This is a genomic window from Actinocorallia aurantiaca (assembly GCF_039533685.1).
In the GTDB taxonomy this organism is placed as follows: domain Bacteria; phylum Actinomycetota; class Actinomycetes; order Streptosporangiales; family Streptosporangiaceae; genus Actinocorallia; species Actinocorallia aurantiaca.
On record NZ_BAAATZ010000016.1, the window covers coordinates 57,832 to 77,870 of the forward strand.

18 protein-coding genes and 1 tRNA gene are annotated in these 20,039 nt (G+C 70.6%); 9 read left to right on the forward strand and 10 right to left on the reverse strand.

Annotation, left to right across the window (positions count from 1 at the left end):
• Positions 1-21: 21 nt before the first annotated feature.
• Positions 22-1,275, reverse strand: coding sequence for a phosphoribosylamine--glycine ligase (purD, locus tag ABD327_RS20660; RefSeq protein WP_344452185.1), 1,254 nt, complete (start codon positions 1,273-1,275; stop codon positions 22-24).
• A 317-nt stretch (positions 1,276-1,592) separates the two neighbouring features.
• Here purD and ABD327_RS20665 point away from each other — a divergent pair, with 317 nt between their 5' ends.
• The 5 genes from ABD327_RS20665 (at position 1,593) to hisC (ending at position 6,195) form a co-directional block, all read left to right on the forward strand.
• A complete protein-coding gene (locus ABD327_RS20665; protein WP_344452186.1) occupies positions 1,593-2,672 on the forward strand; it encodes a magnesium and cobalt transport protein CorA in 1,080 nt (359 codons plus the stop codon).
• Between the two features lie 9 nt (positions 2,673-2,681).
• Positions 2,682-3,461 (forward strand): MOSC domain-containing protein, encoded by a 780-nt coding sequence (locus tag ABD327_RS20670; protein WP_344452187.1) that lies wholly within the window; start codon positions 2,682-2,684, stop codon positions 3,459-3,461.
• Entirely contained in the window at positions 3,458-4,312 is an 855-nt protein-coding gene (locus ABD327_RS20675; RefSeq protein WP_344452188.1) for a phosphoribosylaminoimidazolesuccinocarboxamide synthase, read from the forward strand. Before ABD327_RS20670 ends, ABD327_RS20675 begins: the two co-directional genes overlap by 4 nt.
• A gap of 74 nt (positions 4,313-4,386) precedes the next feature.
• On the forward strand, positions 4,387-5,061 hold the full coding sequence (locus ABD327_RS20680) for an NUDIX hydrolase (RefSeq protein ID WP_344452189.1): 675 nt from the start codon (positions 4,387-4,389) through the stop codon (positions 5,059-5,061).
• 54 nt (positions 5,062-5,115) lie between these two features.
• Complete coding sequence (gene hisC, locus ABD327_RS20685) at positions 5,116-6,195, forward strand: histidinol-phosphate transaminase (protein ID WP_344452190.1); 1,080 nt, start codon at positions 5,116-5,118, stop codon at positions 6,193-6,195.
• Here the strand turns inward: hisC and ABD327_RS20690 are convergent.
• The 6 genes from ABD327_RS20690 to ABD327_RS20715 form a co-directional block, all read right to left on the reverse strand.
• A complete protein-coding gene (locus ABD327_RS20690) occupies positions 6,166-6,798 on the reverse strand; it encodes a hypothetical protein (protein ID WP_344452191.1) in 633 nt (210 codons plus the stop codon). The genes hisC and ABD327_RS20690 overlap by 30 nt on opposite strands.
• 7 nt (positions 6,799-6,805) lie before the next feature.
• Positions 6,806-8,317, reverse strand: a complete 1,512-nt coding sequence (locus tag ABD327_RS20695) for a serine/threonine-protein kinase (protein WP_344452192.1) — start codon at positions 8,315-8,317, stop codon at positions 6,806-6,808.
• A gap of 94 nt (positions 8,318-8,411) precedes the next feature.
• Complete coding sequence (locus tag ABD327_RS20700; protein WP_344452193.1) at positions 8,412-9,731, reverse strand: transcriptional regulator; 1,320 nt, start codon at positions 9,729-9,731, stop codon at positions 8,412-8,414.
• 334 nt (positions 9,732-10,065) lie between these two features.
• The gene (gene murA / locus ABD327_RS20705; RefSeq protein WP_344452194.1) at positions 10,066-11,352 is read right to left on the reverse strand and encodes a UDP-N-acetylglucosamine 1-carboxyvinyltransferase; all 1,287 of its coding nucleotides are present in this window, start codon (positions 11,350-11,352) and stop codon (positions 10,066-10,068) included.
• 138 nt (positions 11,353-11,490) lie between these two features.
• A complete protein-coding gene (locus tag ABD327_RS20710) occupies positions 11,491-12,207 on the reverse strand; it encodes a hypothetical protein (RefSeq protein WP_344452195.1) in 717 nt (238 codons plus the stop codon).
• A gap of 45 nt (positions 12,208-12,252) precedes the next feature.
• Positions 12,253-12,906 (reverse strand): lysophospholipid acyltransferase family protein, encoded by a 654-nt coding sequence (locus ABD327_RS20715; RefSeq protein ID WP_344452197.1) that lies wholly within the window; start codon positions 12,904-12,906, stop codon positions 12,253-12,255.
• A 269-nt stretch (positions 12,907-13,175) separates the two neighbouring features.
• Between ABD327_RS20715 and ABD327_RS20720 the strand changes: the two genes are divergently transcribed.
• Both ABD327_RS20720 and ABD327_RS20725 read left to right on the forward strand, forming a co-directional pair.
• A complete protein-coding gene (locus tag ABD327_RS20720; RefSeq protein ID WP_344452198.1) occupies positions 13,176-14,870 on the forward strand; it encodes a CocE/NonD family hydrolase in 1,695 nt (564 codons plus the stop codon).
• 55 nt (positions 14,871-14,925) lie between these two features.
• A complete protein-coding gene (locus ABD327_RS20725) occupies positions 14,926-15,297 on the forward strand; it encodes a phage holin family protein (RefSeq protein WP_344452199.1) in 372 nt (123 codons plus the stop codon).
• A 27-nt stretch (positions 15,298-15,324) separates the two neighbouring features.
• On the opposite strand, the gene ABD327_RS20730 is transcribed toward ABD327_RS20725, so the two are convergent.
• Positions 15,325-16,284 (reverse strand): peptidoglycan recognition protein family protein, encoded by a 960-nt coding sequence (locus ABD327_RS20730; protein WP_344452200.1) that lies wholly within the window; start codon positions 16,282-16,284, stop codon positions 15,325-15,327.
• A 78-nt stretch (positions 16,285-16,362) separates the two neighbouring features.
• Complete coding sequence (locus ABD327_RS20735) at positions 16,363-17,124, reverse strand: MerR family transcriptional regulator (protein ID WP_344452201.1); 762 nt, start codon at positions 17,122-17,124, stop codon at positions 16,363-16,365.
• Between the two features lie 95 nt (positions 17,125-17,219).
• On the opposite strand from ABD327_RS20735, the gene ABD327_RS20740 reads away from it, so the two are divergent.
• On the forward strand, positions 17,220-18,212 hold the full coding sequence (locus ABD327_RS20740) for an adenylate/guanylate cyclase domain-containing protein (protein ID WP_344452202.1): 993 nt from the start codon (positions 17,220-17,222) through the stop codon (positions 18,210-18,212).
• A 14-nt stretch (positions 18,213-18,226) separates the two neighbouring features.
• Here the strand turns inward: ABD327_RS20740 and ABD327_RS20745 are convergent, their stop codons facing one another.
• Positions 18,227-19,792 carry an RNA polymerase sigma factor gene (locus ABD327_RS20745; protein ID WP_344452203.1) on the reverse strand — a complete coding sequence of 522 codons (1,566 nt, stop codon included), beginning with the start codon at positions 19,790-19,792 and terminating at the stop codon, positions 18,227-18,229.
• A gap of 174 nt (positions 19,793-19,966) precedes the next feature.
• Here ABD327_RS20745 and ABD327_RS20750 point away from each other — a divergent pair.
• A tRNA-Arg gene (locus ABD327_RS20750) sits at positions 19,967-20,039 on the forward strand.

The following is a 20,039-nucleotide window of genomic DNA, read 5'->3' on the forward strand; positions in this document are numbered from 1 at the left end:
CTCCCATTCGGGGGGCCGGGCTCAGACACGGCCCTCCGCGGCCTTGAGCGCGATGTCCGAACGGTGGTGCGAACCGCGCAGCGAGATCTTCGAGACCGCCTCGTAGGCCCGCTCCCGCGCCTCGTGGAGGTCGGCTCCGGTGCCCACCACCGACAGGACGCGCCCGCCGTTGCTGACCAGCCTGTCGTCCTCGTCGAGCGCGGTGCCGGCGTGCAGGACGTAGGCGCCGGGCGTCTCCTCGGCCGCGTCCAGGCCCTCGATGACGTCGCCCTTCGCCGGAGCCGCCGGGTAGTTCTCGGCCGCCACGACGACCGTCACGGCCGCGCCGGGCCGCCACTCGAGCTTGGTGTCGGGCACGAGGTTGCCGATCGCGCAGGACTGCAGCAGCATGCCGAGCGGGCTCGCGAGGCGGTCCAGGACGACCTGCGTCTCCGGGTCGCCGAAGCGCGCGTTGAACTCGATCACCCGTACGCCGCGCGACGTGAGCGCCAGGCCCGCGTACAGCACGCCCACATAGGGGCTGTTGCGCCGGCGCAGCTCGTCGATCGTCGGCTGGACGACGGTGCGCATGACCTCGTCGACCAGGCCTTCGGGCACCCACGTCAGGGGCGTGTAGGCGCCCATCCCGCCGGTGTTGGGGCCCTCGTCGCCGTCGTGGACGCGCTTGAAGTCCTGCGCGGGCAGCAGCGGCACGGCGTGCTCGCCGTCCGAGAGCGCGAACAGGGACACCTCGGGGCCGTCGAGGTACTCCTCGATGACCACGCGCTCGCAGCTCAGCGCGTGCTCCAGCGCCAGGGCGCGGTCCTCGGTGACGACGACGCCCTTGCCCGCGGCCAGCCCGTCGTCCTTCACCACGTACGGCGGGCCGAAGACGTCGAGGGCCTGCTCGACCTGGCCGGCGTCGTCGCACACGAAGGCGCGGGCCGTGGGAACCCCGGCGACCTGCATGATCTCCTTGGCGAACGCCTTGGAGCCCTCGATGCGGGCCGGTCCGGCGTCGGGGCCGAAGCAGGGGATGCCCTCGCGGCGCACGGCGTCGGCGACCCCCGCGACCAGGGGCGCCTCGGGGCCGATGACCACGAGGTTGATCTTCAATCGGACGGCCAGGCCGACCACCGCGATCGGGTCGGTGGGGTCGAGGACGTGGTTCTCGGCCAGCGCCGCCGTTCCTGGGTTGCCTGGCGCGCAGAAGAGCGCGGTCACGGAGGAGTCTTGGGCGAGGGATCGGACCAGGGCGTGCTCGCGGCCGCCGGATCCGAGAACAAGGACGCGCACGTTGGTTGAGCCTATCTCTCCGCAGGTGTGAACCTTGACGTTGACCGGTACGTCTTAAGTGTCAGCTGCTAACCTGGCAGAAGTGTTGTGTCCTGTCCCCCAGCCGAGAGGAGGTGGCCCGGATGAGTACTGATGATCCATGCAGTACCAGCGAAATGCCTCATCATCCGCAGTCAACCTCTCCCAGGGGTCCGGTCACGCCTGCGTTGCGCTCCCTTCCGTAAAGCGAGGTCGAGCGCCGCTTTCCCGTTGATCATACGGCGTGACGCGTTCACGGCCGGGCTCCCGAACCTGCGTGAAGGAGCCCCGTCGTGGTCATGACCAAAGTGCGTCCCGGTCTGTCGTTGTTCGGCCGAAGCCCCAAGCCCATCGTCTGCGACCCCGTCCGCCGCGGCAGCGCGGTGATCGACTGGGCCGTCTACATCGACGGCCACCGCGTGGTGACCGAGAGCGTCGCCGACGCGATCCGCCTGGTCCGCGACGGCGAGCTGTTCGCCCCCAAGGACACCGAGTCGCCCGGGTTCGTCTGGGTGGGCCTGCACAACCCCGAGTCCAGCGAGCTGGAGCGGCTCGCCGAGCTGTTCGGCCTGCCCGAGCTGGCCGTCGAGGACGCGATCAACGCCCACCAGCGCCCCAAGCTGGAGCGCTACGACGACATGCAGTTCTTCGTCCTCAAGACCGCGGGCTACGTCGCCACGGACGGCGTCGACTCGGTGGAGACCGGCGAGATCATGGTCTTCTGCGGGCCCGACTTCGTGGTGACGGTCCGCCACGGTGACCACGCCGAGCTCGCGTCCGTCCGCCGCCGCCTGGAGGCCGACCCCGAGCGCCTGGCCCTGGGCCCCACGAGCGTCCTGCACGCGGTGGCCGACCGGGTCGTGGACGGCTACCTGTCGGTCTCCGAGGCCGTCCAGCAGGACGTCGACGAGGTCGAGGAGTCGGTCTTCTCCCCCGAGCGGACCAACGACACCAACCGCATCTACCACCTCAAGCGCGAGACGATCCAGCTCAAGCGCGCCGTCGGGCCCCTCGCCGGACCGCTGCGCACCCTGTGCAACCGCCGGACGATCCCGCCCGAGATCCGCGAGTACCTGCGCGACGTCGAGGACCACCTCGCCCGGGTCCGCGAGCAGGTCGACGCCTGCGACGAGCTCCTGAACCCGATCCTGCAGGCCCACATGACCCAGGTGACGGTCGGCGACAACCAGGACATGCGCAAGATCTCCGCCTGGGGCGCCATCCTCATGCTCCCGACCGCCATCGCCGGCATCTACGGCATGAACTTCGACCACATGCCCGAGCTCGGCTGGGCCTACAGCTACCCCACCGTCATCGCCGTCATCGCCACCAGCTGCCTCTTCCTCTACCGGGGCTTCCGCCGCAACGGCTGGCTTTAGGGAACCGACATGATCACGCTGGCCGAACTGAACGTCCACCCGCTCAAGAGCGGCTCGGGCACCGGGCTGACCACCGCGGAGCTGACGGACAGGGGGTTGGCGCACGACCGGGAGTTCATGCTGGTGGACGGGAAGGGGCGCTTCCTGTCGCAGCGGGCGCATCCGCGGATGGCGCTCCTCCACGTGTCCTACGACGGGGCGGTGCTGACCGTCGGCGACCTCGTCCACAAGGCCGTGGACGAGGGGGAGCCGCGCGAGGTCAGCGTGCACGGAAAGCCCTGCCTGGGCGTGGACCAGGGCGACGAGGCCGCGGCGTACTTCTCGGCGTTCCTCGGGCTCGACTGCCGGCTGGTGCGGTTCACCGGGCACCGCGCCACCGGGCGGGGCGGGGGCGAGCTCGCCTTCGCGGACGGGTACCCGCTGCTGATCATCTCCCGGGAGTCGCTGGACGACCTGAACGGGCGGCTCGCCGAGCCGCTGCCGATGAACAGGTTCCGGCCGAACCTCGTCCTGGAGGGGCTCGGTCCGTTCGGCGAGGACGGGGTGAAGCGGCTCCGCGTCGGCGGGGCGGAGATCGAGATCATCAAGCCGTGCGGGCGCTGCGTGCTCACGACCGTCGACCAGGAGACCGGCGTGAAGGGGCGCGAACCGCTCGCGACGCTGGCCTCCTACCGGTCCCGGCACTACGACGGACGGCGCCAGGTGATGTTCGGGCAGAACGCGATCCCCAGGTCAACCGGTACCCTTCACGTCGGAGACCCGGTGGAAGTTCTGGAGTACAAGGCGTGAAGCACCTGCACAGCGGCAAGGTTCGGGATCTGTACGAGCTTCCGGGCGGTGAACTGCTCATCGTCGCGCGAGACTCGATCTCGGCCTACGACCATGTGCTCGACACCCCCATCCCGGACAAGGGCAGGATCCTCACGCAGCTGTCCCTGTGGTGGTTCGAGCGGCTGGCCGACGTGGTGCCCAACCACGTGGTCTCCACCGACCTGCCCGACGGCTCCCCCGCCGAGTGGGAGGGCCGGGCCGTGGTGGTGCGCCGGCTGGACATGATCCCGGTGGAGTGCGTGGCGCGCGGCTACCTGACCGGCGGCGGGCTCAAGGACTACCGGAAGTCCGGCGCGGTGTGCGGGATCGTGCTGCCCGAGGGGCTGGAGGACGGGTCCCGGCTGCCCGAGCCGATCTTCACCCCCACGACCAAGGCCGCGGTCGGCGGCCACGACCAGCCGATGACCTACCAGGACGTCGAGCAGCTCGCCGGAGCGGGACTCGCCTCCCGGCTGCGGGACATCACCATGGAGGTCTACCGGCGGGGCGCCGAGCTCGCCCTGGAGCGGGGCGTGATCGTCGCCGACACCAAGATCGAGCTGGGCCTGCGGGAGGGCGAGCTGGTGCTGGGCGACGAGGTGCTCACGCCCGACTCCTCCAGGTTCTGGCCCGCCGACGACTGGGAGCCGGGCCGTTCCCAGAAGTCCTTCGACAAGCAGTTCGTCCGGGACTGGCTGGTCTCCCCCGAATCCGGCTGGGACCCCGCCTCCGGCACGGCGCCTCCCGCGCTGCCCGCGCACATCGTCGAGCAGACCCGGGCCAAGTACGTCGAGGCCTATGAGCGGCTCACCGGACGGTCCTGGGCCTGAGCCGCCCCGTCCGCCTCGCCCCCGTCCGTCCCGACCCGGCCCCCGGGGCCTCCCCCAACGGATAGGTTCTGTGCATGTCAGTGCCCAGAGTCGCGCTCACGGTCGATCTCGTCGTCCTCACCGTGCGGGAGCAGAAGCTGTGCGCGCTGACCTGGATGCGCGACCATGAGCCGTACAAGGAGTGCTGGTCCCTGCCGGGCGGCTTCATCCAGCTCGACGAGGACCTCCCCGTCGCGGCGGCCCGCCTCATGGTCGAGAAGGCCGGGCTGGCCGACGTCCGCATCCACCTGGAGCAGCTCGCCACCTTCGGCTACCCCGACCGCGACCCCCGCCAGCGCGTGGTCAGCGTGACGTACCTGGGGCTGGCCCCGCACCTGCCGGCGTCGTCCCGCGCCCAGGTGACGTGGAAGCCCGTGGACGTGCTGCTGGAGTGCGAGGAGAACGCCTTCGACCACCGGCGCATACTGCGCGAGGGCGTGGAGCGGGCCAGGTCCAAGGTGGAGTACACCTCGCTGGCGGCGACGTTCTGCCCGCCGGAGTTCACGGTGGCGGAGCTGCGCCGGGTCTACGAGATCGTCTGGGGCGTGCCGCTGGATCCGCGGAACTTCCACCGCAAGGTGACGGGGGCGGACAGGTTCCTGGTCCCGACCGGGAGGACCACGATCCGGGACGGGGGCCGGCCGGCCCAGCTGTTCCGGCGGGGAAGCGCGGTGCAGTTGCACCCGCCGATGCTGAGACCGGGCCTGTGACCCGGGATTCCCGGCATATCGTGTAAGGGACAGTTGCGAGTGGGAAGAGGCGAGATGAGCCCGCGATTCAGGTCGGTCCTCGACCGTTTCCAGGAGTACAAGCCGGGCCGGAGGGTCACCGCCCCCGACGGGCGGTCCTTCAAGCTCTCCTCCAACGAATCGCCCTACGGACCGCTCCCGTCCGTCCTGGACGTCCTCGCCGAGGCCGCCCGGGAGATCCACCGCTACCCCGACAACGCCTGCGCCGAGCTCATCTCCGAGATCGCCGGGCACTTCGGGGTGCCCGAGGAGCACGTCGCGGTCGGCTGCGGCTCGGTCGGCGTCGCCCAGCACCTCTTCGAGGCGGTCGGCGAGCCCGGCGCCGAGGTCATCTACGCCTGGCGGTCGTTCGAGGCCTACCCGCTGCTCGCCGACCTCTCCGGCGTCACCTCCGTGAAGGTCCCGCTGCGCGAGGACGAGACCCACGACCTGGACGCCATGCTCGCCGCCGTCACCCCGGCGACGCGGATGATCCTCATCTGCAACCCCAACAACCCGACCGGCGAGGTCGTGCGGCGCGCGGAGCTCGAGGCGTTCCTCGACCGCGTCCCGCGGGACGTGCTGGTCGTCCTCGACGAGGCCTACCGCGAGTACCTGACCGACCCGGACGTGCCCGACGGGCTGGAGATCTACCCGTCCCGCCCGAACGTCGCGGTGCTGCGGACGTTCTCCAAGGCCTACGGGCTCGCCGGGCTGCGCGTCGGGTTCCTGGTGGCCGACCCCGTGGTCGCCGCGGCCATCCGCAAGGTGTACCTGACGTTCAGCGTCAACAGCCTCGCGCAGGTCGCCGCCATCGCGTCCCTGCGCGCCGAGAAGGAACTGCTCGAACGCGTCACCGTCACCGTCGCCGAGCGCGAGCGCGTCCTGGCCGCGCTGCGCGGGCAGGGCTGGAACGCCGGCCCGTCCCAGGCGAACTTCGTCTGGCTCCGGCTCGGGAGGCGCACCCTGGAGTTCGCCTCCCTCTGCGAGGCGGCCGGCGTGAGCGTCCGGCCGTTCCCCGGCGAGGGCGCGCGCGTCTCCATCGGCTCTCCGGAGGAGAACGACGCCTTCCTTGCCGTCGCGGCGTCAGCGGCAGGAGTATTCGAAAGAGGCTGAGGCCTCTTGTGCGGCCGGTGACCGCAGTTCGAAGGTCCCTATGAGGCTGGTGCGCCCCTGGCCGCTCACCTGCCAGCTGAGCGGCACCAGCAGGGTCTTCTGCCCCGTGGAGACCTCCGCCTTCATCATGGGGCCGGGCCCGCTGTCGCTCTGCCGCCAGCGGTACCGGATCTCGCCGGAACCGCCGTTCAGGGTGAGCGTCGCGGTCAGCCGCACCGTGCGGGAGCGGGTCTCCTTGTCGCAGGCCAGCACCCCCTCGGGAGCCTCGACCTTCACCTTCTCCACCCGCACGGCGGCCTGCTCGCGCGCCTGGATCCAGTACAGGACCCCGCCGATGACGGCCAGGGAGACCGCAATGCCCGCCCAGGAGGCGGAACGCGACCGGCGCCTCGGCCCGGCGACCGTCGCCGGATCCCACATCCCGGGAGCCTCATGGCCCGGTCCCGTCCCGAACCTCCGGCGCAGCTCCTCCTCCGGGACGGCGGGAGGCGGCGCCTCACCGTGAAGGGGCGCGTCCAGCGGACGGCGCGGCCCGCCCGGGTCCTGACGCGTCACGTCCGGGGGGAGGTCCCCCCGGGTGGCCTCGGGCTCGTCGGACGCCATCGGGCGGCTACGCCGTGTTCTGGGTCTGGCTCGGCTTGCCGGTGCCGGGAGCCGTCGGCTCCACGGGCTCCGTGGGCTCCTCGGTCGGCTCGGCCGGATCCGTGGGCTCCTCGGGGGGCGCGGTCGGCTCCACGGGCTCCGTGGGCTCCTCGGTCGGCTCGGCCGGATCCGTGGGCTCCTCAGTGGGCTTCGGCGGCTTCGGCTCGGTCGGCTCGTCCGGCTCCTCCTCGCTCGGGTCGGGCTCGGGGGAGTCCGTCTCGGGCGGCGGGCCGCTGGGCGAGGCCGGCTTGCTCGGCGAGGCGGGCCCGGACGGGGCGTCCGTGGGCGAGGCCGTGACCGTCACCGTGACGGAGGGGCGATCCCCCACCGGCTCGACCTTCTTGTCGGGCTTGCCCGTCGGCACCTCGCCGCCGGTCTTCGCGGTCGGCGACGACTGGGTCGCGGGCGCCGCCTGCTGGACGACCTCGTCCTTGTCGGCCGCGTTGACCGCCAGGAGCCCGCCGGTGACGACCAGCGCCATGACGGCTCCGGCCGCGGTGGCCAGCAGCCCCAGGCGCGGGCTCGGCCGGTACCCGTGGGACCGCGGCGGCAGAGGCGGCGCGTCCAGGACCGTGTTGAGGACCTCGGTGTTCGGCTCGTAGGAGGGCCGGGTGACGGGGAACAGCAGCGCCAGCGAGAGCGCGCGGGCCTTGAGGAAGGCGCGGCCCCTGTCCTCCCAGTCGGGGCCGTAGGCGGCTCCGGCCGTCATCTCCAGCTCGAGCAGGTAGGCGAACGCGCTCTGCGGGCGGCCCCGCACGTCCTTGGCCATGCCCGCCGAGAGGAGGTCGCGCAGCCCGGGCGGCACGTTCTCCACCGGGACGGGCCGGCTGCGGTGCGCCATCGCCAGCTCCCCGAGGGTCCTGCCCTCGTAGGGGCGGCGGCCCGTCAGGCACTCGTAGCAGACGGCCGTGGCCGCGTAGACGTCGGCGGCGGGCACGGAGGGCGCCCCGTCCCACTGCTCGGGCGGCATGTAGGCGGGCGTCCCGACGGCGGGCGTCTCCCCGCCGGGCCGGACGGCGATGCCGAAGTCCGACAGCAGGCTGTTGCCCTCGCCGTCGACCAGCACGTTGCCGGGCTTGTAGTCGCGGTGCACGATGCCGGAGGCGTGCGCGGCGGCGAGGCCGAGCAGCGACCCCTTGAGCACGACCAGCGCGGCCTCGGGCTCCAGCGGTCCGGAGTCGGCCAGGATCTGCGCCAGGCTCACCCCGTCGACCAGCTCCATCACGAGGGCCGCCCGGGTGGACGTCTCGACGTACTCGAAGAACTGCACCAGGTGCGGGTCCTCGAGCTCGGACAGGAGCCGTGCCTCGTCGCGGAAGCGGGAGACGAAGACGGGGTCGAGGGCGAGCTCGGGGGTCAGGTACTTGATGGCGACGCCGATACCGGACTCGATGTGCTCGGCCATGAAGACCCGCCCGGACGTGCCGGCGCCGAGCTCACGAATGTGCCGGTACCCCGGTACTGTCCACAGGTTGTCCACGCCAAATCCTCCAACCACGCGCAATCGCAGTATGAGACGCACGTCGTTGTGCACTGGTTGCGGGGGACTTTAGTCTTTTTCGATTAACTGCCGGTTACCCGACTGTCTTTCCGGGGCCCAGCTTTTCGACGATGAGCCGGTACAGCTGGCGGGGGCGCCCCGGCTGAGGGGTGCGATTCGGCGGAAGAGGCCAGGCCAGGCCCTCTTCGACCAGAGTACGCAACAGTCGGCGGGCGGTCCGGGGTGTGACGCCCAACATACGTCCGGCGTTCTCCGCGTCCACGACCAACGGAGCCCCCGTATCGCCTTGGTCCCCGAGCTTATCCGCCAACCGCGACAGAATTTCAAGCCCCTTGGGTTTCACGGCCTGGGCGCCGCCCCGAACCGGCTGGCGCGGGGCCGGGACCAGGGCCCTCCCGTCCCGGTCGAGCGCGAAGCCCTGCGCCCGCTGCGAGGTCTGCGAACGGGCCAGCGCGGCCCTGGCGTGGGTCTCGGCCTCCTGGGCGGTGCGGCCCATGCCGATGCCCACCTCGATCACCAGCCCGAGCTCCTCGCGCACCCGCTCCACGAACGGAGGCGTGCGGAAGCCCTCGGTGCCCGAGGAGACCGAACCGCGGGTGGCGGTGATGAGATAGCTGTGGTCGTCCAGCGGCCACACCGTGGCGTTCATCCGGTGCGCCTCCTGCAGCAGCACCCGGTGCAGCGCCAGCTTGAGCTCCTCCCGCCAGTAGCGGGGGGTGACCCGGCGGGGCGACTCGCGCAGCGTGGGCACGTCCACCAGCACCACGACGAGCTGGGACTCCTCCAGCCGGTGGTGGGCGCCCAGCAGCGAGGCCGTCTGCAGCGCGGTGCGGATGGCCGCGCCGGTCGGCCGGATCCGCAGGGTGGGCACGCCCGCCAGCTCCATGCGCTCGGCGGTGGCGTGCACGCAGGTGAGCGCGACGCTGGTGAGGCCGCGGCGCCACAGGCGCTCGTGGAAGGCCGCCAGGGTGCCGGGCCCGGCCACCTCCTCGCGCAGGTGCACCTGGTCGACGGCCAGGCCGACCTCGCCGAAGGCCTCCTCGACCTCACCGCGCCCCAGCACGTCGATGCTCACCTTGGCGGCGTCGAAGCGCTCGTCCAGCGAGGCCCGCAGCAGCGCGCCCTGCAGGGCCGCGCCGTTGAGCGGGACGTACGTCGCCGGCATCGTGAGGACTCCGGCCTTGCGCGCGAAGTCGTAGGGGACCGGGCTGGCGAACAGGCAGACGTCGACCCCCGACCCCAGCCGCACGACCTTGTCGGCGGCCTCCTGCTCGTCCCGGTAGGCGGCGGCCACCAGACGGCTCGGCACCGGGGTCGGCCCGTGCCCCATCAGCATGACGCGTTCGACGAGATCATGCGGGCCGACGACGCCGATGGTCAGATCCGGGGTCATCGAACCCGTCCGTGGTCCACTCATGGCTCTCGCCCCTGCCTCTCGGCCGCCCACGTTGCCCGTATGAATCTCAGCCCGCTTTCGCGGGTTTCTCCATCCTCTTCAGGCGGATCACGCATCCGCCTGAAGATATGACTCTCTGACGCGAAACCGAATCAAGAGTGCGGCGAAAAAGTAACCTACGGGTGGGGGTGGACAGAAATTCCTTACCGAGAGGTCAGGTTCCGGTCAGCACTCACAGCCCATGAACTCGCACCTTAAAGGGCGGATCATGGGCTGTGAAGGGGTTTCAGGGGTTTGTAGCCTGCCCGAAGGGTGACCGAATCCGGTCGTTCTAGACGGTTTCCCGGTGCACATCCGCGCCCAGCGCGGTGAGCCTCTCCGCGAAGTTCGAGTGGCCGCGGTCGATGAAGTACGCCTGGCTGATCTCGGTCTCGCCCTCCGCGGCCAGACCCGCCAGCACCAGCGCCGCGCCCGAGCGCAGGTCGTGCGCGATGGTCTTGGCGCCGCTCAGCGGCGTCGAGCCGTAGACCTTGGCCCGCTGGTTGCTCGCCACCTCGATGGACGCGCCCATCTTGATCAGCTCCTCGGCCAGCTGGAAGCGGCTGTCGAAGATGCGCTCGTAGATGTAGGACTCGCCGACCGCCTGGGTGGCCAGCGCCATGATCGGCGACTGGAGGTCGGTGGCGAAACCGGGGTACTCGTCGGTGATGATGTTGATCGGCCGCAGCGGACGCTCGCGGCGCACCTGCAGCACCGCGCCCTGCTGGCTGAACTCCACGCCCATCTGCTCGAGCTTGTCGACCGCGACGCCCAGGTGCTCCAGCTCCGCGCCCACCAGGCTGACCTCGCCGCCGGTGATGGCGCAGGCCATGACCAGCACGCCCGCGTCGATGCGGTCCGGCATGACGGTGTGCTCGACCGCGGTGAGCTCCTCCACGCCGGTGACCCGGATGAAGCCGGTGCCGCCGCCCTCGATCTGCGCGCCCATGCGCTGCAGGAAGTCGATGTTGTCCAGGACCTCCGGCTCCAGCGCGCAGTTCTTGATCAGCGTGGTGCCGTTGGCCAGCGCGCCGGCCATCACGAGGTTCTCGGTGCCGGTGTGCGAGGGGGTGTCGCAGTACAGCGTGCCGGCCTGCAGCTGGCCCACCTTGACGTGGATGTAGCCGCCGTCCGCGCTGTCGGTGTCGTGCTCGGTGACCGTGGCGCCCATGCGCTTGAAGCCGTTGTAGTGGAAGTCGAGGTTGCGGCTGCCGAGGTTGCAGCCCCCGACGCCCTCGATCACCGCCTCGCCGAGCCGGTGCAGCAGCGCGGGCACGAACAGGAACGAGCCGCGGAAGCGCGCGGCGATCTCCGCGGGCAGCACCGGGCTGCTCAGCTCCGAGGCGTCGATCACCAGGGTGCGCTCGGCCTCGTGCAGGTCGGCCTTGGCGCCGATGGCCTGGGCGAGCTCCACCGCCCGCCGCACGTCCTCGATGATCGGGATGTTGCGCAGGACCGTGCGTCCCTTGGAGGCCATCAGCGCCGCACCGATCATCGGCAGCACCGAGTTCTTGGCCCCCTGGATGAACACGGTGCCCTGCAGCTGCTTGCCGCCGTTGACACGGTAGGTAACGCTCATTACCGGGTGGTCCCTTCCCCTAGACAGCGCGCCGCCCAGTATCGCACCGGGCCCTGGATGCACCGACCGTCCGGAATCTCCGGCCGCGCGCTCGACGTTCGATAGGACTACCCCGGGAGCGCCGAAGTTCACGGGTTTTCAGGGCAGCACCCTGGAGGCGGTGGCGTGGGCCGCGGTGCCGAGCCGCTCCGCCTCCCCGCGTGTGGCCTTCGTCCCGTACACCGAGATGGTGCCCAGGTAGCCGCGGCCCTTGAAGACCGTGAACCACATGGTGACCTTCGTGGAGCCGCTCATCGTGAGCAGCCCCACAGTCCGCGAGCCCTCCCCGATGAGATGGCGGTCGGGGGTGGCCTCCACCACCTGGTGGGTGGACCACCGGCCGCCGACCTTGGTGCGGAACGTGCGGCACAGGGCCTTGACGCGGCGCCCCACCTCCTCGGTCGCGGTGAGCTCCGAGACCGCGACCAGCGTCTGGGTGACCGTCTGCCCGTCGGCGCGGGCGAACGTGGTGAGGGCCGCGGGAGCCGAGGCGATCTCGCCGGCGGTGCCGAACGTCTGGGCGGCGTCGGCGCACTTGGGCTTGTCGAGGGTGACCTGGCCCTGGAGCTGCGCGAAGTTGCGGACCGGCTTGAGCATCCCGTAGGTGCCCGAGTCGGGCTCGCCCGCCCTGACGTACTGCCGGACCTCCGGGAGCAGGGCCTGGCGGAGCTGGTCGGAGGTGTACGTCGCGGCCGCGCTCCGCGAGGGGCCCGCCTCCTCCTCCGCCGAGGCCGGGGACCGGCGGGTGCTCTCGGAGCACCCGCTCAGCGCGACGAGGACCGCCAGTCCGGCGGGGAAGAGGTGCTCGATCCGCATGGGACCGACGATACTGCCGATCTTCCGGTCCGCCGGGATCCGCGGCTACTTGCTCTTGTGGTCGTTGTACTCCGGCACGTACTCCTGCTCGGAGAGCTTCTGGATCGCCTGGACGATCTCGTCGGTGATCTCCCTGCGGGCACGGCCCTTGGGCTCGCCGTCGTACCGGCCGAACTCCAGGACCGGGCCGATCCGGACGGTGACCCGCCGGCCGATCTTGGGGAACCGGCTGCCGTAGGGCTGGAGCTCCTGGGTGCCGACCAGCCCGACCGGCAGGACCGGGGCCCCGGTGGCCAGGACGACCCAGCCCGCGCCCGTCCGGCCCCGGTACAGCCGTCCGTCCATGGAGCGGGTGCCCTCGGGGTAGATGCCGAAGACGGCGCCGCCGTTGACGATCTCCGCGGACTGCTCCAGGGAGCTCGTCGCCGAGGCGCCGTTGCCGCGGGCCACCGGGATCATGCCCATCGACGTGAAGAACCAGCGGCTCACCCGGCCCTTGAAGCCCCCGCTCTCGAAGTACTCGGCCTTCGCCAGGAAGACCACCTTCAGGGGGAGCAGGGCTATGGGGATCACATAGCTGTCGATGAAGGACAGGTGGTTGCTGGCCACGATGAGCGGACCGGAGGAGGGGATGTTCTCCTTTCCTTCCACCCTGAGGCGGAACAGCAGCCGGAAAAGAGGCGGAACCGCCAGCCTCATGAAGCGATAGAACAACAGGTTCTCCCCAGGTTCCCGACGACCCGATTTTTGCCCCACACCCTAGCGTTCGGCCGTTACCGTGCGGTGGCCAGGCTGCTACCGGTTAGTAATACTTATCAACCAAGTCCACGGAAGGGGGCATGAACTTGTCACGCTTGGTTAAGGAAGTGATGTGACCTGGGAGACAGACTGATCGAAAAACGGCTATTGTTACTTCTATGTAACGCGCAGCAACGCACAGAGACATCCGTCTCACAGGGGAGGTCCCCATGGCACTGACCGATCGCCTCAGCGTCCCCGACCGCCTGCGCCTGCCTCATCTGCCCGGGCTGCCGGCCTTCCCCGGCCTGCCCCACCTGCCGGCCATCCCCGGCCTTCCGGCCCTCCCCCGGCCGCACTACCGGGTGTCGCACGTGAAGGACATCCCCGTCGTCATGCCGGACGGGGTGAAGCTCCTGACCGACCGGTACATCCCGGTGGGCGTGAAGAACGCGCCGACGATCCTCGTCCGGACCCCCTACGGGCGGCGCGGCGTCACCGGGGCGATCAACGGTTACCCGTTCGCCTACTTCGGCTACCAGATCGTCGTCCAGAGCGTGCGGGGGACATTCGGCTCCGGAGGCCAGTTCGACCCCCTGAACGAGCAGGTCGACGGGCTCGCGACCGTCGAGTGGCTCAAGCGCCAGCCCTGGTTCGGCGGCGTCTTCGCCACCTACGGGCCCAGCTACCTGGGCCACACCCAGTGGGCGGTCGCCTCCCGGTCGGGGCCCGAGCACAGGGCGATGGCGCTGTCCGTGACGGCCTCCCAGTTCCGCGACGCGATCTACATCGGCGGCTCGTTCGCCCTGGAGTCCACCCTCGGCTGGGTGTCGGTCACCTCGAAGATCGAGAACCCGCTGGAACTGATCCGCATGCGGCGGCGCGCCGCCCGCGCCATCCGGGCGGGGCTGCCCCTGGAGGAGCTGGACGCCTTCACCACCGGCGGCAACGTGCCGTTCTTCCAGGAGCTGCTCACCGGGCACGGACTCGCCGAGAACCCCTTCTGGGACGGCCGGGTGCACACCTCGGCGATCTGCGAGGACCTGCCCGCCGCGGCGATGGTCGGCGGCTGGTACGACGTCTTCCTCCCGTGGATGATCAAGGACTACCTGGCCATGCGCGAGTGCGGCCAGCAGCCCCAGCTCACCATCGGGCCCTGGTGGCACGCCGACCCCCGGCACGGGCTCGTGGCCGTCCGTGAGTCCCTGAGCTGGTTCCGGGCCCACCTGAAGGGCGACCACAGGGGGCTGCGGGACAACCCCGTACGGCTGTTCGTCACCGGGGCCGGCGAATGGCGGGAGTTCGCCGACTGGCCGGTCCCCGACATGAAGATCCGCCGCTGGCACCTGCACCCCGGGCACGCCTTCCGGCCCGACACGCCGAGCGACTCCGCCCCCGAGCGGTACCGCTACAACCCGGCCGACCCGACTCCCGCGTACGGCGGCCCGGCGCTGCTCGGCCTCAGCCGCCCGGTGGACCAGCGGCCCGCCGAACGCCGTCCGGACCTCCTGGTGTTCACGTCCGAGGAGCTGAAGGACGACCTGGAGCTGATCGGGCCCGTCGGAGCCGAGTTGTTCGTGCGCTCGTCCCGGATGCACACCGACTTCATCGTGCGGCTGTGCGACGTCTCCCCGGACGGGATGTCCAAGAACATCTGCGAGGGCGGGCTGCGGCTCAACGAGCACAACTCGCCCCCCGACGGCGAGGGGGTGCGCCGCGTCGACCTGGAACTGTGGCCGATCGGGCACCGGTTCAAGAAGGGGCACCGGCTGCGCGTCCACGTGAGCAGCGGCGCCTACCCCAAGATCGCGAGCAACCCGGGGACGGGCGAGCCGCTCGGCTCCGCGCGCAAGGCCGTCGCGGCCGAGCAGGAGGTCTTCCACGACCCGTCGCGGCCCTCGGCCCTCCTGCTTCCGGAGGTCTGAGAGTCATCATCGGGGGTGACGACCGGCCCGCGGACCTCGTGCGACGATCGGGCACGTGAACATTCTGGTCAAAATCGTCATCACCGCGGTCTCCCTCGCCGCGGCCGCCTACTTCCTGGACGGCATCGCCGTCCCGGGGAACGACAACACCGAACGCGCCCTCACCCTCGTCGCCGTGGCGATCATCTTCGGAATCGTCAACGCCCTGCTCAAGCCGATCATCAAGACGCTCGGCTGCGCCTTCTACGTGCTGACCCTCGGCCTGTTCGGGCTGGTCGTCAACGCGCTGCTGCTCATGCTGACCGGCTGGATCGCCGAGCAGGTCGACCTGCCCTTCGCCGTGGACGGGTTCTGGCCCGCCCTGTGGGGCGCGATCGTCGTCGGCCTGGTCGGCTGGGCCCTCAGCCTCGTCCTCGACAAGGACTGAGAACCCTCCGAAGACGTCCGCGGAGGCTCAGCGGGCGACGCGCAGCTGGGCCTTGGCGACGGTCACCGGCCGGGAGCCCTGGTTGACCAGGTCCACCCGGTAGCTGCGCTCGCTGCTGAGCCACATCAGCCCCGACAGGGTGTACTCCGTCCGGGTGCCGTTGCCGATCTTGTCCTCGCCGAAGTGGTCCTTGACCCGCACGGAGCCCCCCTTCTCGTACTCCGAGAGCACCAGCTTCAGCTTCTCGCCCTTCCCCTGCCCGTCGACGACCGTCCCGAGCGTGACCAGGGCCCAGTCCTTGGTCTTGGGAGTCCAGGAAGGGCCGCTGCCGTGCACGTTCGACGGGTCGGCGTACTCGGCCTCCCACGGGACGGAGACGCGCTGGCCGGGGGCGACCGTCACGGCGTTCCGGATGCCCATGTTGAGCAGGATCTTCAGCGTCTCATCGGGCTCCGCCGGCGGCTTCTCCGGCTCCGCGCCGCCCTTCGGACGGGGAGCGCCGTCCTTCACCCACGCGTAGAGCTTCGCGCCGGGGCAGTCGGTGGAGTAGCCGTCCCGGTGGCCCTTGACCTCCTTGCCGGCGCCTCCCTTCTGGCGGACGTACTCGATGGCGTCGCGGATGCCGTGCAGCATGTCGTCCGTCGGGGTGATGAGCCCCTTGTTGCCGACCATGCCGAGAACCGCGTAGTGGCCCGTGTTGAGGCCGGGCCCATTGGCGGCGGGGAGGCGGTGCAGGCCCCGCCCCTCGAAGACGTAGCGGTGCGGACAGACCAGGAAGCTGTAGCCGACGTCGTTCCAGCCGTTGCCGTCCATGTGGCCGTTCTGGATCTGGCGGGCCAGCGCGGCGCAGCGGGTGTGGTCGTCCTTCAGTCGCGGGTCGACGTAGCTCCCGGTGTAGTGGACCTTCACGCCCCGGGTCGAGGCCAGGTAGGAGGCCTGGCTGCGCGGCGAACGCGCCCCCCACTGCCTACGGGTCACGAGCTTCACGGGATCCCCTTCTCCGACTACGGGCCGTTGGAAGGCGAACGTACCCAGGATTTACGGGATATCGCAGTCAATCGTGCGCTATAGAGCCGTGTCTCTCTTCTCGGTTTCCTCGCCTTCGAGAAGAAACTCCAACTTGTCGCCTAGTTCGGCGCGGACCCGCTTCTCCATCGCGCGGGCCACGAACGGGTTCACCACCATCTGGACGAGAGGGCGCATACGGCGCACCACCTCCGCGACCCGGACGGCGTCCTTTCCGAGAATGTCGGCGTCCTTGATGACGTGATCGTTCACGAGGTCGACGAAACGGCCGGCTATGACCTCACAGTCGCGGCGGATCTCGTCCGCGATCTCCAGGACCGCCTCCAGCGGCACGCCGTTGGCGACGAGCTCCGCGCCCACGTGCAGGAGGCGGGGGCTGGGGATGCGATAGCGGTCGCCCTCCGGCTCGACCAGCCCGAGTTCGACGGCGCGAGCCAGCAGCGCGTCGATCCGCCCGGGGTCGCTGTCGGAGTCGAAGACCTGGACGAGCTCGTCGTACGCCGCCCAGGCGGGGATCTCGTCCGACCAGGGATCGGTGAGGACCTGCTCCAGGCCCAGGACGTCGCCCACGTCCCGGCCGGCCTCCCACGCCTCGACGAGGTCGCCGATGTTGGCCAGGGTGTAGCCGCGCTCCAGCATCTGGCCGATCAGGCGGAGACGGGCGAGGTGAGCATCGTCATAGATGCCGACCCGGCCCTGCAGCCTGGGCGAAGGGAGGAGACCCCGGTCCTGGTAGGAGCGGATGTTGCGCACGGTCGTCCCGGCGGTCTGCGCCAGTTCGTCGATCCGGTACTCGCGCATCTGCACCTCCCCCGCTTGACCCGGCGGCTCCGGGCGTAAGAATCTTACGCCTGACGAGAATGAGACATTGACTGATGTAACGGTGGTGGCCGGACATGGCTGAGACACGCGCGGTCGAAGAACTCCTGCTCGGTGAGCCACTGCTGTTCACCCTGCACGACGTGAAAGAGAAATCCGGCATCGACCTGGAACTCGCGCTGCGGATCTGGTCCGCGCTCGGATTCCCCACCCCTCCCGGCGACGTCCTGGCCTTCACCGAGGAGGACGTCGTCGCCATGCGGACCATCCGGGAACTCCTCGAACACGAGTACGTCGACGAGGAGATGGTCCTGCAACTGTCCCGCGGAGTCGGCCAGACGATGAGCCGGCTCGCGCACTGGCTCGGCGAAGTGTGGCTGGAACGGCTCGCCGAACACCTCGTGCGGCCCGGCGAGGCCGTCACCGACGAGACCGTCGCCGCGGCCCTGCTGGCCAGCGCGGAACTGCGGCCCAAGTTCGAGAACCTGCTGCTGCGGGGATGGCGGAGGCAGCTCGCCGCCGTCGGCGTCAGCGCCCTCACCGCGACGGCCACCGCGACCGCCGACCCCGGCGCGGGGACCGCCGTGCTCGCCGTGGGATTCGCCGACATCGTGTCGTTCACCCGGCTCAGCCGGAACCTGGACGCCGACGGGCTCGCCGAACTCGTCGACCGGTTCGAGACCGAGACCGCCTCCATCATCGCGACCCTCGGCGGTCGGGTGATCAAGACGCTGGGAGACGAGGTGCTCTTCACCGCGCCCGACGCGGCGTCCGGGGCCGAGATCTCGCTGCGGATCTCCGAACGGTCCACCGAGGAGGACTTCCCGCGGGTACGGGTGGGAGTGGCCTACGGGGAGGTCATCCTCCGGCTGGGGGACGTGTTCGGAACGCCGGTGAACACGGCGGCGCGGCTGACGGCGGAGGCGTACCCCGGGACCGTGCTCGCCAGCCCCGCGATGGGGGCCGAACTGGCGGAAGGCCCCTACCGGCTGAAGCGGCTCAAGGCGCGGTCGCTGCAGGGACTGGGGAAGGTCAGGCCCTGCCTGCTGCGGCGGGAGGCCTCCCGTTAGGGCCCCGCCCGCCGTCAGAGGACCGAGAGGCCCCAGCGGACCGTCACCTGGGTCTGGCTCCCGTCCTCAACGTTGATGATCGAGACGACGGCGGAGCCGGCCAGGCGGATGAGGCTGAGCGGGAGACGCACCTTCAAGGCGAAGCCCTGGCCCGCGCCCAGGGTGCCGCCCGAGTCGTCCAGGGTGACCTTGCCGCTGTCGGCGACCGCCTTCCAGGTGACGGGGCCGCCCAGCGCCTGGAACCGGATCTGCGTCGTCCGGTCCGAACCGATCTCCACCAGCGGGGTGTCGATTCTGAGCTCGGGCGCCACCAGGACGGACGGCTGCTGAGGTTGCTGCTGGTCCTGGTCCTGCTGCTGGTCCTGGTCCTGCGGCGGGCCCTCCTCCGGGGCGGCCGGGTGCTCCGGATGCTGGGGGGCCGGTGACGGTGTCGCGGTCTCGGACGGCGGCGCGGAGCCCGACGGTGACGGCGAGTCGACCTCGGTGGCCTCCGGGAAGACGAGCTCCTCCTCCACCTGGACCGGAGGGGAGGGCGTCGACAGGTGCGTCGCCCCCGGTCCCGGCGGGTCCCCGAACCTGGGCCGGCCGCCCGGCTCGACGGCCATGCTGGGCTTCGTCACCACCGGTTTCTCCGTCTCCTCCCAGAACGGCGGCCACGACAGCGTCGGCAGCCCCAGGTTCGGGCCGATCAGGAACGAGGCGACGAGCGCCACGACGAAAGTCGCGACCATCCCGCTGCCCGCCAGCAGCCAGCGGCGCCCCAGCGGCGAGGGGACGTCCGGCTGGCGCGGAATGCCCTCCGGAGTGAGGTTCCCCCCCTTCCCGGAGATATCGGCCCGGTAGCCGGCGAGTTCGGGATCACTGCCCGTGTGCAGCACCCGGTGCCGCAACCTCAACGGCGGCACCGGAGCGGGCGGCGCCTCCAGCAGCACGCCGAGCGACGCCACCGCCCTCCGCCGGCACTCCGAACACCCCAGGCGATGCCCCTGCAGGTCCGACGCGCGATCCCCCCGCCCGCGCAGGCACCGCTTCTCCTGCACCCGCAGCTGCGCCTCCAGCGCGTTCTCAGCCCTCGCCCGCGCCTGCCCCGCCAACGCCGCCGCCTTGAACGGCGACACCCCCAGCACCGCCGCCAGGTCCGCCGCGACGATCCCGTACCGGAACGTCAGCAGCAGCAGATCCTGGTCGCTCAGCGAGATCCTGTCGAGCGCCCCCTCGAGCATCTCCCTGGCCTCTTCGGCCGAAAGCCCCCCGAGGTCCCCCACCCCCGGGATCTCCCAGTCCCAGGCCAGCCCCCTGGCCCGGTTCCGCTCCATCCCCCTCCGCCGCACCGCCGCGTACAGCCAGGCCCGGAACCGCTCCCGGTCCCGCAACCGGGGCCCCCGCCGCGCCGCGTCGATGAAGACGTCGTGCACCAGCGCCTCCGCGGCCTTCCCCTCCCCCGACAAGGAGACCGCATAATCAAACATCTGTTCGACATAGGCGTCATAGAGCTTCGCGAGCGCGTTCTCCTCCCCGTCGTTCAACTCCGCGACCAACCCACGGTCGATCTCCGGAGCGAACGCAGACCATCTGGGCATGCGTGCTCCACCTCACAAACGGCTTCCTGAATACACCCACCCCCCCACCACGTCCAGGGTTCCCCCAAAATCGACCACTCCCCGCCCCCTCCACCCCCCACCCGCCAAACCGATTCGCCTACTTCCCCCACACCCGGTATGCTCATCTCTCGTTGCGCCACCACGGTGCAGCAGGCACCCGTAGCTCAATGGATAGAGCATCTGACTACGGATCAGAAGGTTAGGGGTTCGAATCCCTTCGGGTGCG